The sequence below is a fragment of the Enterobacter sp. ENT03 genome (genome assembly GCF_019218745.1).
GTDB lineage: Bacteria > Pseudomonadota > Gammaproteobacteria > Enterobacterales > Enterobacteriaceae > Enterobacter_D.
Genome location: NZ_JAHUXA010000004.1, coordinates 67,475 through 81,200, shown reverse-complemented (window position 1 = coordinate 81,200; position 13,726 = coordinate 67,475). Strand labels below are relative to the sequence as shown.

14 protein-coding genes are annotated in these 13,726 nt (G+C 56.6%); 10 read left to right on the top strand and 4 right to left on the bottom strand.

Annotation, left to right across the window (positions count from 1 at the left end; translation table 11 throughout):
* Positions 1-7 precede the first annotated feature (7 nt).
* From dapF to corA, 7 genes are all read left to right on the top strand, one after another.
* Positions 8-832 carry a diaminopimelate epimerase gene (dapF, locus tag KW828_RS08490; protein ID WP_218336090.1) on the top strand — a complete coding sequence of 275 codons (825 nt, stop codon included), beginning with the start codon at positions 8-10 and terminating at the stop codon, positions 830-832.
* Entirely contained in the window at positions 829-1,536 is a 708-nt protein-coding gene (locus tag KW828_RS08485; protein ID WP_218335976.1) for a DUF484 domain-containing protein, read from the top strand. Before dapF ends, KW828_RS08485 begins: the two co-directional genes overlap by 4 nt.
* A complete protein-coding gene (gene xerC / locus KW828_RS08480) occupies positions 1,533-2,435 on the top strand; it encodes a tyrosine recombinase XerC (protein WP_218335975.1) in 903 nt (300 codons plus the stop codon). Before KW828_RS08485 ends, xerC begins: the two co-directional genes overlap by 4 nt.
* A complete protein-coding gene (gene yigB / locus KW828_RS08475; RefSeq protein ID WP_218335974.1) occupies positions 2,435-3,151 on the top strand; it encodes a 5-amino-6-(5-phospho-D-ribitylamino)uracil phosphatase YigB in 717 nt (238 codons plus the stop codon). The genes xerC and yigB overlap by 1 nt, the downstream gene beginning before the upstream one ends.
* A gap of 137 nt (positions 3,152-3,288) precedes the next feature.
* Entirely contained in the window at positions 3,289-5,451 is a 2,163-nt protein-coding gene (gene uvrD, locus KW828_RS08470; protein WP_218335973.1) for a DNA helicase II, read from the top strand.
* Positions 5,452-5,599: 148 nt separating this feature from the next.
* Positions 5,600-5,656: a YsgD/CorL family protein gene (ysgD, locus tag KW828_RS08465; RefSeq protein WP_212743980.1), complete on the top strand. Its 57-nt coding sequence runs from the start codon at positions 5,600-5,602 to the stop codon at positions 5,654-5,656.
* A gap of 151 nt (positions 5,657-5,807) precedes the next feature.
* Positions 5,808-6,758 carry a magnesium/cobalt transporter CorA gene (gene corA, locus KW828_RS08460; protein WP_072571105.1) on the top strand — a complete coding sequence of 317 codons (951 nt, stop codon included), beginning with the start codon at positions 5,808-5,810 and terminating at the stop codon, positions 6,756-6,758.
* Between the two features lie 82 nt (positions 6,759-6,840).
* Here corA and rarD read toward each other — a convergent pair whose 3' ends face one another.
* On the bottom strand, positions 6,841-7,737 hold the full coding sequence (gene rarD, locus KW828_RS08455; RefSeq protein ID WP_088221306.1) for an EamA family transporter RarD: 897 nt from the start codon (positions 7,735-7,737) through the stop codon (positions 6,841-6,843).
* A 57-nt stretch (positions 7,738-7,794) separates the two neighbouring features.
* The gene (gene yigI, locus KW828_RS08450) at positions 7,795-8,262 is read right to left on the bottom strand and encodes an acyl-CoA thioesterase YigI (protein WP_218335972.1); all 468 of its coding nucleotides are present in this window, start codon (positions 8,260-8,262) and stop codon (positions 7,795-7,797) included.
* 159 nt (positions 8,263-8,421) lie between these two features.
* Here yigI and pldA point away from each other — a divergent pair, with 159 nt between their 5' ends.
* The 3 genes from pldA to rhtC all read left to right on the top strand — a co-directional run bounded on the left by pldA (position 8,422) and on the right by rhtC (position 11,871).
* Complete coding sequence (gene pldA, locus KW828_RS08445) at positions 8,422-9,291, top strand: phospholipase A (RefSeq protein WP_218335971.1); 870 nt, start codon at positions 8,422-8,424, stop codon at positions 9,289-9,291.
* Between the two features lie 68 nt (positions 9,292-9,359).
* Positions 9,360-11,189 carry an ATP-dependent DNA helicase RecQ gene (recQ, locus tag KW828_RS08440; RefSeq protein WP_218335970.1) on the top strand — a complete coding sequence of 610 codons (1,830 nt, stop codon included), beginning with the start codon at positions 9,360-9,362 and terminating at the stop codon, positions 11,187-11,189.
* A gap of 61 nt (positions 11,190-11,250) precedes the next feature.
* Positions 11,251-11,871 (top strand): threonine export protein RhtC, encoded by a 621-nt coding sequence (rhtC, locus tag KW828_RS08435; protein WP_218335969.1) that lies wholly within the window; start codon positions 11,251-11,253, stop codon positions 11,869-11,871.
* Between the two features lie 37 nt (positions 11,872-11,908).
* Here rhtC and KW828_RS08430 read toward each other — a convergent pair whose 3' ends face one another.
* On the bottom strand, positions 11,909-12,961 hold the full coding sequence (locus KW828_RS08430) for an Rpn family recombination-promoting nuclease/putative transposase (RefSeq protein ID WP_218335968.1): 1,053 nt from the start codon (positions 12,959-12,961) through the stop codon (positions 11,909-11,911).
* An 82-nt stretch (positions 12,962-13,043) separates the two neighbouring features.
* Positions 13,044-13,664, bottom strand: a complete 621-nt coding sequence (rhtB, locus tag KW828_RS08425) for a homoserine/homoserine lactone efflux protein (protein WP_218335967.1) — start codon at positions 13,662-13,664, stop codon at positions 13,044-13,046.
* Between the last annotated feature and the right edge of the window lie 62 nt (positions 13,665-13,726).

Here is a 13,726-nt window from a genome sequence, read left to right as displayed (position 1 = left end):
GTAGATGATGCAGTTCTCAAAAATGCATGGCCTTGGCAACGATTTTATGGTCGTCGACGCGGTAACGCAGAATGTCTTTTTCTCGCCAGAACTGATCCGCCGTCTGGCTAACCGGCATCTGGGCGTGGGTTTTGATCAACTGCTGATCGTTGAACCGCCTTACGATCCGGATCTCGATTTTCATTACCGCATCTTTAATGCCGATGGCAGTGAAGTCTCGCAGTGCGGTAACGGCGCGCGCTGTTTTGCCCGCTTTGTACGGCTGAAAGGGCTGACCAATAAACGCGATATTCGCGTCAGCACGGCCAATGGCCGGATGGTGCTCAGCGTAACGGAAGATGAGCTGGTGCGCGTGAATATGGGTGAGCCAAACTTCGAGCCGTCGGCGGTACCGTTTCGCGCCAACAAAGCGGAAAAGACCTATATTATGCGCGTTGCCGAGCAGACTATTCTCTGCGGCGTGGTGTCCATGGGTAATCCGCACTGCGTCATTCAGGTTGATGATGTGGACAACGCGCCGGTGGAAACTCTCGGCCCGGTGATGGAAAGCCATGAACGCTTCCCGGAGCGGGCCAATATCGGCTTTATGCAGGTGATGAAACGCGAACAGATCCGTCTGCGCGTTTTTGAGCGCGGGGCTGGCGAAACCCAGGCCTGCGGCAGCGGCGCCTGTGCGGCAGTTGCTGTGGGGATCCAGCAAGGATTACTGGCGGAAGAAGTACGCGTCGATTTACCGGGCGGGCGTCTCGACATCGCCTGGAAGGGGCCGGGCCATCCCTTGTATATGACTGGCCCGGCGACACATGTTTACGACGGATTTATTCATTTATGAAGCAGACAGGGGAAGAACAGCAGGAGGCGCAGGCCACGCTTAATGACAGTGACGTCGTGGAGTATCTGTTGCGCGATCCTGCGTTCTTTATCCGTAATGCGCGGGCCGTGGAATTGCTCCGCGTACCGCACCCGGTGCGTGGCGCCGTCTCTCTCGTCGAATGGCAAATGGCGCGCGCGCGCAACCACATTAATGTGCTCGAAGAGAATATGACGCTGCTGATGGAGCAGGCCAGCACCAACGAAAGCCTGTTTAATCGCCTGTTGCGTCTGCAGGGTCGTCTGGCGTCCGCTACCAGCCTTGAGGATTTGCTCAACCGTTTCCACCGCTGGGCGCGGGAAATGGGGCTGGCGGGGGCGAGCATTCGTTTATTCCCCGATCGCTGGCGCATAGGCGCGCCGTCTGGCTTTACGCATCTGGCGCTGAGCCGTCAGGCCTTCGAGTCGCTGCGTATTCAGCGCCTCGGCCACGAAAATCACTATCTTGGCACCTTAAACGGCCCGGAACTGCTGGTGGTAATGCCCGAGGCGAAAGCTATCGGATCGGTGGCGATGTCGATGATGGGGCGTGACGGTGACCTCGGCGTGATCCTCTTCAGTAGCCGGGATGTGCACCATTATCAGCAGGGGCAGGGAACCCAGCTGCTTCAGGAAATCGCCCTGTTGCTACCAGACCTGCTGGAGCGCTGGATTGAGCGCGTATGAGCGATCCTACCCTTGACCATGCCGTAAGCCGTTTTCTGCGCTATCTTGGCGTTGAGCGTCAGCTCAGCCCTGTCACCTTGCTCAACTACCGGCGTCAGCTCGACGCCATTATGGCGATCGCCCGTGAAACCGGCATGACCCGCTGGGCCGATTGCGATGCCGCCAGCGTGCGTACCATGGCGGTCCGTAGCCGTCGCCACGGCCTGGGCGCGGCCAGCCTTGCGCTGCGCTTGTCTGCCCTGCGCAGTTTCTTCGACTGGATGGTGTCGCAGGGCGAGTTGCCTGCCAATCCGGCCAAAGGCATCGCCGCGCCGAAAGCGCCGCGCCATCTGCCAAAAAATATCGACGTCGACGATGTGAATCGCCTGCTGAATATCGATCTCAACGATCCGCTGGCGGTTCGCGACCGGGCAATGCTTGAAGTGATGTACGGCGCGGGTTTGCGTCTGTCAGAGCTGGTCGGGCTTGATATTAAACATCTGGATTTAGAGAGCGGCGAAGTATGGGTGATGGGTAAAGGCAGCAAAGAGCGTCGCCTGCCGATTGGCCGTAATGCGGTCATCTGGATCGAGCACTGGCTGGATCTGCGCGGTCTGTTTGGCAGCGATGAAGACGCGCTGTTTTTATCGAAGCTGGGCAAGCGCATCTCGGCGCGTAACGTGCAGAAGCGCTTTGCGGAATGGGGTATCAAGCAGGGGCTGAATAGCCACGTGCATCCCCATAAGCTGCGCCACTCGTTTGCTACCCACATGCTGGAATCGAGCGGCGATCTGCGCGGCGTTCAGGAGTTGCTGGGACACGCTAACCTGTCGACGACGCAAATCTATACCCATCTTGATTTTCAACACCTCGCCTCAGTGTATGACGCGGCGCATCCACGCGCCAAACGGGGGAAATAATGCGTTTTTACCGCCCACTGGGCCATATCTCGGCCCTGACATTCGATCTGGACGACACCTTGTATGATAACCATGCGGTGATCCTGCGTACCGAGCAGGAGTCGCTGACTTTCGTACAAAATTACCATCCGGCGCTAAAGGCGCTGCAAAAAAGTGATTTTCAGCAGTTGCGCCAGGCGTTACGCGAAAGCGAGCCGGACATTTATCACGACGTGACCGAATGGCGACGTCGGTCAGTGATGCAGGCAATGTTGAACGCCGGTCTGAACGCGGAAGAAGCGGATGCCGGCGCTCGCGCTGCCATGGAAAACTTCGCCCACTGGCGCAGCCGCATCGACGTGCCGCAGGCCACGCACGACACCCTGGCGGCGCTGGGCAAAAAGTGGCCGCTGGTGGCCATCACCAATGGTAACGCCGAGCCTGAGCGCTTCGGTCTGGGTAATTATTTTGCGTTTGTGCTGCGCGCAGGCCCGCATGGTCGCTCAAAACCTTTCAGTGATATGTACCAACTGGCCTCGGAAAAGCTCGGCGTGCCGCCGGGGGAGATCCTGCATGTCGGCGATGACCTTACCACTGACGTAGCCGGGGCGATCCGTTATGGCATGCAGGCGTGCTGGATCAAACCGCAAGGTGCCAGCCTGATGACCGCCACGGACAGCCGTTTATTGCCGCACGTTGAAATTTCGCAGTTGGCATCTCTGACCTCGCTGATATAATCACCAATAGTTCTGTATAAAATACCAGGGTTTTGGCGGATGGCGTTAGGCGTATCCGCCCTACGATAGCGTAGGCCCGGTAAGCGAAGCGCCAGCGGGCAATTCGTTCTGTTTCTGATTACTAGGTGGCGGTGCCAATGGACGTTTCTTACCTGCTCGACAGCCTCAATGACAAACAACGTGATGCGGTAGCCGCCTCGCGCACCAACATGCTGGTGCTGGCAGGCGCAGGCAGCGGTAAGACACGCGTGCTGGTCCACCGTATCGCCTGGCTGTTGACGGTAGAAAACTGCTCGCCGTACTCCATCATGGCGGTAACCTTCACCAACAAAGCGGCGGCGGAAATGCGCCACCGTATCAGCCAGTTAATGGGCAACAGCCAGGGCGGCATGTGGGTCGGGACGTTCCACGGCCTCGCGCACCGTCTGCTGCGCGCCCACCATATGGATGCGAATCTGCCGCAGGATTTTCAGATCCTCGACAGCGAAGATCAGCTGCGCCTGTTACGCCGTCTGATCAAAGCCATGAACCTCGACGAGAAGCAGTGGCCGCCGCGTCAGGCGATGTGGTACATCAACGGCCAGAAAGACGAAGGCATTCGTCCACATCATATTCAGAGCTTCGGTAATCCGGTGGAGCAGACCTGGCAGAAAGTGTACCAGGCCTATCAGGAAGCCTGCGATCGCGCCGGTCTGGTCGATTTTGCCGAGCTGCTGTTGCGCGCCCATGAGCTGTGGCTCAACAAGCCGCACATCCTTAATCACTACCGCGAGCGCTTTACCAATATCCTGGTGGACGAATTCCAGGACACCAACAACATTCAGTACGCGTGGATCCGTCTGCTGGCAGGCGACACCGGCAAGGTGATGATCGTCGGTGATGATGACCAGTCGATCTACGGCTGGCGCGGTGCGCAGGTGGAAAATATCCAGCGCTTCCTGAACGACTTCCCTGGTGCAGAAACCATCCGTCTTGAGCAGAACTACCGCTCCACCAACAATATTCTGCGTGCCGCTAACGCCCTGATTGAAAACAATAACGGGCGTCTTGGTAAAAAGCTGTGGACCGACGGAATCGATGGCGATCCGATTTCGCTCTACTGCGCCTTCAACGAACTCGACGAAGCGCGCTTCGTGGTCAACCGTATCAAAACCTGGCAGGACAGCGGCGGCGCGCTTGAGCAGTGCGCCATTCTCTATCGCAGCAACGCCCAGTCGCGCGTGCTGGAAGAGGCGCTCTTGCAGGTGGGGATGCCGTACCGCATCTACGGCGGTATGCGCTTCTTCGAACGTCAGGAAATTAAAGACGCGCTCTCCTATTTACGTCTGATTGCCAACCGCAACGACGATGCCGCCTTCGAACGTGTAGTCAATACCCCGACGCGCGGCATTGGCGACCGCACCCTGGACGTGGTACGTCAGGCCTCGCGCGACCGCCAGCTGACCTTGTGGCAAGCCTGCCGCGAGTTATTGCAGGAGAAAGCCCTTGCCGGTCGTGCCGCCAGTGCGCTGCAACGCTTTATGGAGCTTATCGAAGCGCTGGCGCAGGAAACCTCCGACATGCCGCTGCACGTGCAGGCGGATCGGGTGATCAAAGATTCCGGCCTGTTCATCATGTATGAACAAGAGAAAGGCGAAAAAGGCCAGGCGCGCGTGGAAAACTTAGAGGAACTGGTGACGGCAACGCGCCAGTTCAGCTACAACGACGAAGAAGAAGATCTGATGCCGTTGCAGGCCTTCCTGTCCCACGCGGCGCTGGAAGCGGGCGAAGGCCAGGCGGATACCTGGCAGGACGCGGTACAGCTGATGACGCTGCACTCCGCCAAAGGGCTGGAGTTCCCGCAGGTGTTTATCGTCGGCGTGGAAGAGGGGATGTTCCCGAGCCAGATGTCGCTGGATGAAGGCGGGCGTCTGGAAGAAGAGCGCCGTCTGGCATACGTGGGCGTCACCCGCGCCATGCAGAAGCTGACGCTGACCTACGCGGAAACCCGGCGTCTGTACGGCAAAGAAGTCTATCATCGTCCGTCGCGCTTTATCGGCGAACTGCCGGAAGAGTGTGTGGAGGAAGTCCGTCTGCGCGCCAGCATTAGCCGCCCGGTGACGCACAAGCAATTAGGTACGCCCATCACCCAAAGCGACTCCGGCTTTAAGCTGGGGCAGCGCGTACGTCATGCAAAATTTGGCGAAGGGACAGTGGTGAATCTGGAAGGCAGCGGCGAGCACAGTCGCCTGCAAATCGCCTTTCCGGGTCAGGGGATCAAATGGCTGGTTGCCGCCTATGCGAAGCTGGAAACTGTGTAACATTCAGAAAAATATCATAATTTTGTAATGTTCTGCTAGCCTTATACCGGTAAGGTTAATTAATATCCTCAGCCGTTCCGTTGCGTGTTGACGCCATTTTTCTGCTGGCGTAACATGCGCGCACGATTACGCTAAGAGGACATTCGCCTTGGACACACCCAGTAGATACTGGCTCAATTCCCTGTCATCCAGGAACAACTCCTAAGGCTATCTCCTCGCGCTGATGGCCTTAGTGGTTGTCAGCGACCGCATTTTTACCCGTCGCACTGAGTCAGGCTGTTTAATGGTCTGAAACCCAATTTGTTTCTGTGTGCCCACCGAACTGTCCGATAATTTTTGCATTGGGAGTCCCGGTCATGCTGAGCGCATTTCAACTGGAAAATAATCGCCTGACTCGTCTGGAAGCGGAAGAGTCACAACCCCTTATTGACGCCGTTTGGGTGGATCTGGTCGAACCGGATGACGATGAGCGACACCGCGTACAGTCCGAACTGGGGCAAAGCCTGGCAACCCGCCCGGAGCTGGAAGACATCGAGGCCTCGGCACGTTTCTTCGAAGATGAAGACGGCCTGCACATTCACTCCTTCTTCTTTTTTGAAGATGCGGAAGATCACGCCGGTAACTCCACCGTCGCCTTTACCATCCGCGATGGCCGCCTGTTTACCCTGCGTGAGCGCGAATTACCGGCTTTCCGGTTATACCGTATGCGCGCCCGCAGCCAGGCGATGATCGACGGCAATGCTTACGAACTGCTGCTCGATCTGTTCGAAACCAAAATCGAACAGCTGGCAGATGAAATTGAAAACATTTACAGCGATCTGGAAAAGCTGAGCCGCGTCATTATGGAAGGCCAGCAGGGCGATGAGTATGACGAGGCGCTGTCAGCGCTGGCGGAGCAGGAAGACATCGGCTGGAAAGTGCGGCTGTGTCTGATGGATACCCAGCGCGCGCTGAATTTCCTGGTGCGCAAGGCGCGTTTACCGGGCGGTCAGCTGGAGCAGGCGCGCGAGATCCTGCGGGATATTGAATCCCTGCTGCCGCACAACGAATCCCTGTTTCAGAAAGTTAACTTTCTGATGCAGGCGGCGATGGGCTTTATCAATATCGAGCAGAACCGCATCATCAAGATCTTCTCGGTGGTGTCCGTAGTGTTCCTGCCGCCGACGCTGGTGGCCTCCAGCTATGGTATGAACTTCGAGTTTATGCCGGAGCTGAAATGGAGCTTTGGTTATCCGGGGGCGATCATTTTAATGATGCTCGCCGGTCTTGCACCCTATCTGTACTTCAAGCGCCGTAACTGGCTGTAAATGTCTGTGCCGGAGGGCGGCTTCGCCTTATCCGGCCTACGCAACCTGTAGGCCTGCTAAACGAAGCGCCATCCGATAAAAATCACAACCCTTTCCGTACCCGCCGCTGCGTATAGAGCGCATCCATCACAAATACCGCCAGCGCCACCCAGATAAACCCAAAGGTGACCATCTTATCCGCGCCGGGGATTTCGCCATAAAACAGCACCGCCAGCAGGAACATCAGCGTTGGTCCGATGTACTGGAAGAAGCCCAGCGTGGATAAACGCAGACGCGTCGCCGCACCGGTAAAGCACAGCAGTGGGATGGTCGTCACCACGCCTGCCGCCATCAGCATCAGATTCAGCGACCACGGATTTTGCGTCATATGGCTGGTGGTCGTATCGGCAATACCGAACAGCCAGATGGCGGCGACCGGCAGCAGCCACAGCGTTTCGATCAGCATGCCGGTTTGCGCATCGACGGCGATCTTCTTGCGTACCAGACCATAAAACGCAAAGCTGAAGGCCAGCCCCAGCGCGATGATTGGCAGCGAGCCAAAGGTCCACAGCTGCACCAGCACGCCGCAGGCGGCAAGCAGCACCGCCAGCCACTGCATACGGCGGAAACGCTCACCAAGAAAAATCATCCCCAGCACAATATTCACCAGCGGATTGATAAAGTAGCCGAGGCTGGCTTCCAGCATATGATGGCTATTCACCGACCAGATAAACAGCAGCCAGTTGCCACCGATTAATACCGCCGACAAGGCCAGCAACAGGATCTTTTTCGGCTGGCTGAGCAGCCTCTTCAGTTGCGACCACTGGCGGCTGACGCTGATCAGCGCCACCATAAAAAAGAACGACCAGATAATGCGGTGGGTCAGAATTTCACTGGCGGGAACGAAATCGATCAGTTTGAAGTAAGCCGGTGCGATACCCCAAATAAAATAAGCGGCGAGGGCGAGTAATACCCCCTGCCGCGTCTGCTTTGCATCCATCGGTACATCCAACATCTGTTACTAAAAAGTAACGACATTTTACCCGATCTCTGCCGCTCAACCTACCATATACGTCGCCGTGGCGGTGGCGATATGCAACTGCTCCTCATTGTGCAGTTCGACGCGGGCGACCGCGACTTTATTACCCGCGCGCAGTAGGGTGCTGGTGGCGGTAAAACGGTTTCCACGGCCAGGGCGCAGGTAATCGACGCGCAAATCGATGGTGCCCATGCGCGACAGCCGCTGGCGCAACTCGTCTTCGCTGATGGTATCGTGACGCGTTAAGGTGCTGCCAACGCACACCAGGCCTGCGGCAACGTCCAGCGACGAGGCGATGACCCCGCCATGTAAAATGCTCTGCGCCCAGTTACCGACCATCATCGGCTGATTGTTAAAGCTGAGCTGGGCAAACGCTTTTTCGTAGCGTTCCAGCTCCAGCCCCAGCGCGCGATTAAACGGCATGTGATAAACAAAAATCTCACCGACCAGCTGTAACGCGGCATCGGCTGTAAGGACGGCTGACATAATCACCTGATCCATTGGTTACTAAAATGTTGATTTTATGCTTCGTTAATGTTGATTTCCACTTTCAGAAACGATAACTGCGCAGTTAATTAATAAATATGTAGAATGGGCGTCTGATAATTATTCACCTCTATTATTTTGTTCAGGAGAGCAAGACCGATGCGGACGTTTCTGGGTTGGTTTCTGGTGGCCGTTGCGCTGCCGTTCACAGCATTTGCGCAGGAAGCGACGGTAAAAGCCGTGCATGACGCCCCGGCAGTTCGCGGCAGTATCATCGCCAATCTTTTACAAGAGCACGATAATCCTTTTACGTTGTATCCGTATGAATCGAACTACGCCATTTACACGGCAACCAGCGATCTGAACAAAGAAGCGATCGAAACGTACAATTGGGCGCAAAACTCACGTAAAGATGAAGTGAAGTTTCAGCTGAGCCTGGCCTTCCCGTTCTGGCGCGGGATTATCGGGCCAAACTCGGTACTCGGCGCGTCTTATACCCAGAAATCCTGGTGGCAGCTCTCCAACAGCGGCGAATCGTCCCCGTTCCGTGAAACCAACTACGAACCGCAGCTGTTCCTTGGTTTTGCGACGGATTATGAACTGGCAGGCTGGACGCTGCGCGATGTGGAATTTGGTTTTAACCACGACTCAAACGGTCGTTCCGACCCGACCTCCCGCAGCTGGAACCGTCTGTACAGCCGTATGATGGCGCAAAACGGCAACTGGCTGGTGGAAGTGAAGCCGTGGTACGTGGTGGGCGATACCGATGACAACCCGGACATCACCAAATATATGGGTTACTACCAGCTGAAAGTCGGTTATCAGCTGGGTGAGGCTATCCTGAGCGCGAAAGGGCAATATAACTGGAATACCGGTTACGGCGGTGCAGAGCTGGGCGTGAGTTATCCGATCACCCGCCATGTCCGTCTTTATACTCAGGTTTATAGCGGTTACGGTGAATCCCTCATCGATTACAACTTTAACCAGACGCGCGTCGGCGTTGGCGTTATGCTAAACGATCTGTTCTAAAGCATTGCAGTTTCACTCGCAGGCGCTGAAAATAGCGCCTGTTTTTATTTCGGGTAAATGGGGTAGATGTGGCGCAGGCGGAAGTAATGAATCAGGCATCGCTGGCGAAACAGGTCTTGCAGGAAACCTTCGGCTATCAGCAATTCCGCCCCGGTCAGCAGACAATCATTGATACCGTGCTGGAAGGCCGCGACTGTCTGGTCGTGATGCCTACCGGCGGCGGCAAATCCTTGTGTTATCAGATCCCGGCGCTGGTACTCGACGGTCTGACTATTGTTGTCTCGCCGCTGATCTCGCTGATGAAAGACCAGGTGGATCAGCTGCTGGCGAACGGCGTGGCCGCCGCCTGTCTGAACTCCACGCAAACCCGCGAGCAGCAGCAAGAGGTGATGGCAGGTTGTCGCAACGGGCAGATCCGCTTGCTGTACATCGCGCCGGAACGCCTGATGCTGGATAATTTCCTTGAGCATCTTGCCCACTGGAATCCGGCACTGGTTGCCGTTGATGAAGCGCACTGTATTTCCCAGTGGGGCCATGACTTCCGCCCGGAATATGCCGCCCTGGGGCAGCTGCGTGCGCGCTTCCCGTCGCTGCCGTTTATGGCGCTGACCGCCACGGCAGACGACACCACCCGCAATGATATTGTTCACCTGCTGGGTCTTAACGATCCGCTGATCCAGGTCAGCAGTTTCGACCGCCCGAACATCCGCTATATGCTGATGGAAAAATTCAAGCCGCTCGATCAGCTGCTGCGCTATGTGCAGGATCAGAAAGGTAAATCCGGCATTATTTACTGTAACAGCCGCGCCAAGGTTGAAGATACCGCCGCCCGTCTGCAAAGCCGTGGTTTCAGCGCCGGAGCCTATCATGCCGGTCTGGAACACAGCGTGCGTGCCGAGGTGCAGGAAAAATTCCAGCGCGACGACCTGCAAATTGTGGTGGCGACAGTGGCATTCGGCATGGGGATCAACAAGCCGAATGTGCGCTTTGTGGTGCATTTCGACATTCCACGTAATATCGAGTCCTACTATCAGGAAACCGGTCGCGCCGGGCGTGACGGCCTGCCCGCAGAAGCCATGCTGTTCTACGATCCCGCCGACATGGGCTGGTTGCGTAAGTGTCTGGAAGAGAAGCCGCAAGGTCAGTTACAGGACATCGAACGCCACAAGCTGAACGCCATGGGCGCGTTCGCTGAAGCGCAGACCTGCCGCCGTCTGGTGCTGCTCAACTATTTTGGCGAAGGGCGTCAGGAGCCGTGCGGCAACTGCGATATTTGCCTTGATCCGCCGCGTCAGTACGACGGGTTAATGGACGCGCAAAAGGCGCTGTCGGCGATTTATCGTGTCGGTCAGCGCTTCGGTATGGGATACGTCGTGGAAGTGCTGCGCGGCGCGAATAACCAGCGTATCCGCGATTTAGGTCACGACAAACTCAAGATTTATGGTGAAGGGCGCGACCAGACGACCGAGCATTGGGTCAGTGTGATCCGCCAGCTCATTCATCTGGGGGTAGTGACGCAAAATATCGCCCAGCATTCCGCGCTACAGCTTACCGAGGCCGCGCGTCCGTTTTTGCGGGCGGAAGTCCCGTTGCAGCTCGCCGTGCCACGCGTGGTGGCTATCAAAGCGCGCAATAACCCGAAAGTCTTCGGCGGCAACTATGACCGCAAGCTGTTTGCCAAACTGCGCAAACTGCGCAAAGCCATCGCCGATGAAGAGAACATTCCGCCGTATGTGGTGTTTAACGATGCAACGCTGATCGAGATGGCGGAACAGACGCCGATCACCGCCAGCGAAATGCTCAGTGTTAACGGCGTGGGAATGCGCAAGCTGGAGCGTTTTGGTAAAGAGTTTATGGCGCTGATCCGCTCGCATGTGGATGGCGACGATGACGAGTAGTCAATCACGTAAAAAAGTGTCAGGATGAGATCCCAATGAATTTTTCCCCCGCGAGCTGTTTATGTTAATGCTATTTCTCACCGTGGCACTGGTGCATATCGTTGCGCTGATGAGCCCGGGGCCAGATTTCTTCTTTGTTTCGCAGACTGCCGTTAGCCGTTCACGTAAAGAAGCCATGATGGGCGTACTGGGTATCACCACCGGCGTCATGGTCTGGGCGGGCGTGGCGCTGCTTGGCCTGAACCTGATCCTCGAAAAAATGGCGTGGCTGCATAACATCATTATGGTCGGCGGCGGGCTGTATCTGTGCTGGATGGGCTACAAGATGTTGCGTGGCGCGCTGCAGAAAAAAGATCCAGACGCACCGGCACCGCAGGTGGAACTGGCGACCAGCGGCCGCAGCTTCCTGAAAGGGCTGCTGACCAATCTGGCCAACCCGAAAGCGATTATTTACTTCGGTTCCGTCTTCTCGCTGTTTGTTGGCGATAACGTGGGATCCGCGGAACGCTGGGGTATTTTCATTCTGATTTCGCTGGAAACCTTCGCCTGGTTTACCGTCGTGGCGAGCCTGTTTGCGCTGCCGACGATGCGTCGCGGTTACCAGCGGATGGCGAAATGGATCGATGGTGTTGCCGGGGCGCTGTTCGCGGGCTTCGGGATCCATCTGATTGTTTCCCGTTAAAAGCATGCCCACCCGGCGTCAATACGGGTGGGTGTTTTTAATGGCAGAGGTGCTGCAACTCCTCCTGCGACAGACCGGTCATTTCGATGATCGCGTGCTTGTCGAAACCCTTTAGCAGCATCTGTCGCGCAATCTCCTGCCGTGCGGCGCGTTGACCTTCGAGGATCCCCTGGTGTAGTCCTTCCTCTATCCCTTGCTGAAGCCCTTCTTGCATCCCTTGCTGAAGTCCTTCCTCTATCCCCTGCTGTATGCCTTCCTGTATCCCTTGCAGGAGTCCTTCCTCTATCCCTTGCTGTATGCCTTCTTGTATCCCTTGCAGGAGTCCTTCTGTCCGCCCCATCAATTTTAACTGTTCAGCGATTGTCATCAGCTTATCTCCTTGTTGTGGCACGCGGCGCGCCAGTTCATACAATAACGTTTTCACGTCATGCGTTTCTCCGGCATGAATCATATATTTTACCAGTACCGCAATTTGGTGTCCGCTCATGTGCTCCTCTATCAGCAGGCCAGCGAGCTGGTCCAGCAGCAGGGCGAGGTCACGCTGGCGGATATGCTTCTGGATGAGCGTCAGTGCCGCCATGCTGCGATGTTGCATGATCTCCTCATCAGGGATGACGGTAATATCCACCAGCGGGAATGGGCTACTGTAGAGCTGCCGGGCCAGTTGCGGATGAGGAAAACCGTCCAGCCAGTTCAGGCTCCAGGGCCAGGGGCTGCGCCGCCCTTGATAGAAAAGTACCGGGATCACCAGGGGAAGGGCGGAATGCCCGGCTTCCAGGTGACGTTGCATGGCGGCCACCGCGTAGCGCATCAACCGGAAGGCCATATGTTTATCGGGCGAGCTTTGATGTTCGATAAGCACATAGATGTAGCCGTCGCCGCCTGTCATCTTTAGTGAATAAAGAATATCGCTGTAATAGGGGTGCAAATCGTCTTCGACAAAACTGCCGGATTCCAGGCGCAGGGTCTGCAGATCGCAGACCGATCTCAGGGCAGGCGGTAAGTGTATTTCAATAAAATCCCGCGCGGTTTCCACGCGGGAAAGGAACGTTTTGAATACCGAATCGTGGGGTGTGGCTGTTTCTGCCATGGTATGCCGTCCGTGGTGACATCAGTGGCGGCATTCTGGCACTGCGTGAAGACGGATTTTGCGAGCCGCCTTCCCGATTTACTTACGCGTGGCGGGTGGAGGCCAGCAGCGCGCCGACCAGCACAAACAGCGAGCCAAAGATCCGGTTAAGCGCTTTCATCTGGCGCGGGCCTTTGATCCATGACGCAATCCGTGTCGCCAGCGTGGCGTAGCCAATCATCACAATAATATCGACCACGATGGTGGTGGTGCCGAGCACCACGTACTGCATGATCTGCGGCTGATGCGGCACGATAAACTGCGGGAACAGCGCGGCAAGAAACACGATGCTCTTGGGATTAGTGAGATTCACAAATACCGCCCGACGGAACAGGTGCCCGCGCGACGGGGTGCTCGCCAGCGTGTTGAGATCCAGCGCCCCGGCGGCGCGCCACTGCTGAATACCCAGCCAGACCAGATAGGCCGCGCCCGCCCACTTCAGCACTTCAAAGGCCATCACCGAACGGGAAAACAGCGTCCCCAGGCCAATCCCCACCAGCACGATATGAATAGCAAGACCGGCCTGTAATCCGCTGATCGACGCCGCCGCACCGCGATAGCCATGCGTCATGGCGGTTGTCATGGTGTTGATGGCACCGGAACCCGGCGACAGGCTGAGGATGATTGAGGTAATGAGGTAGGCGAACCACCATTCGAAGGTCATGTGAACTCCCTGGATGACATTTTTTATGCCACAATACCTTATTGTTAGCGTACGGTGTGGCG

Excerpts from the sequence above, each read along its gene's own strand:
- pldA (WP_218335971.1), top strand. The coding sequence starts at position 8,422 with ATGCGGACGTTTCTGGGTTGGTTTCTGGTGGCCGTTGCGCTGCCGTTC.
- rhtC (WP_218335969.1), top strand. The coding sequence starts at position 11,251 with ATGTTAATGCTATTTCTCACCGTGGCACTGGTGCATATCGTTGCGCTG.
- dapF (WP_218336090.1), top strand. The coding sequence starts at position 8 with ATGCAGTTCTCAAAAATGCATGGCCTTGGCAACGATTTTATGGTCGTC.
- KW828_RS08430 (WP_218335968.1), bottom strand. The coding sequence starts at position 12,961 with ATGGCAGAAACAGCCACACCCCACGATTCGGTATTCAAAACGTTCCTT.
- yigB (WP_218335974.1), top strand. The coding sequence starts at position 2,435 with ATGCGTTTTTACCGCCCACTGGGCCATATCTCGGCCCTGACATTCGAT.
- xerC (WP_218335975.1), top strand. The coding sequence starts at position 1,533 with ATGAGCGATCCTACCCTTGACCATGCCGTAAGCCGTTTTCTGCGCTAT.
- rarD (WP_088221306.1), bottom strand. The coding sequence starts at position 7,737 with ATGGATGCAAAGCAGACGCGGCAGGGGGTATTACTCGCCCTCGCCGCT.
- yigI (WP_218335972.1), bottom strand. The coding sequence starts at position 8,262 with ATGTCAGCCGTCCTTACAGCCGATGCCGCGTTACAGCTGGTCGGTGAG.
- KW828_RS08485 (WP_218335976.1), top strand. The coding sequence starts at position 829 with ATGAAGCAGACAGGGGAAGAACAGCAGGAGGCGCAGGCCACGCTTAAT.
- rhtB (WP_218335967.1), bottom strand. The coding sequence starts at position 13,664 with ATGACCTTCGAATGGTGGTTCGCCTACCTCATTACCTCAATCATCCTC.
- uvrD (WP_218335973.1), top strand. The coding sequence starts at position 3,289 with ATGGACGTTTCTTACCTGCTCGACAGCCTCAATGACAAACAACGTGAT.
- corA (WP_072571105.1), top strand. The coding sequence starts at position 5,808 with ATGCTGAGCGCATTTCAACTGGAAAATAATCGCCTGACTCGTCTGGAA.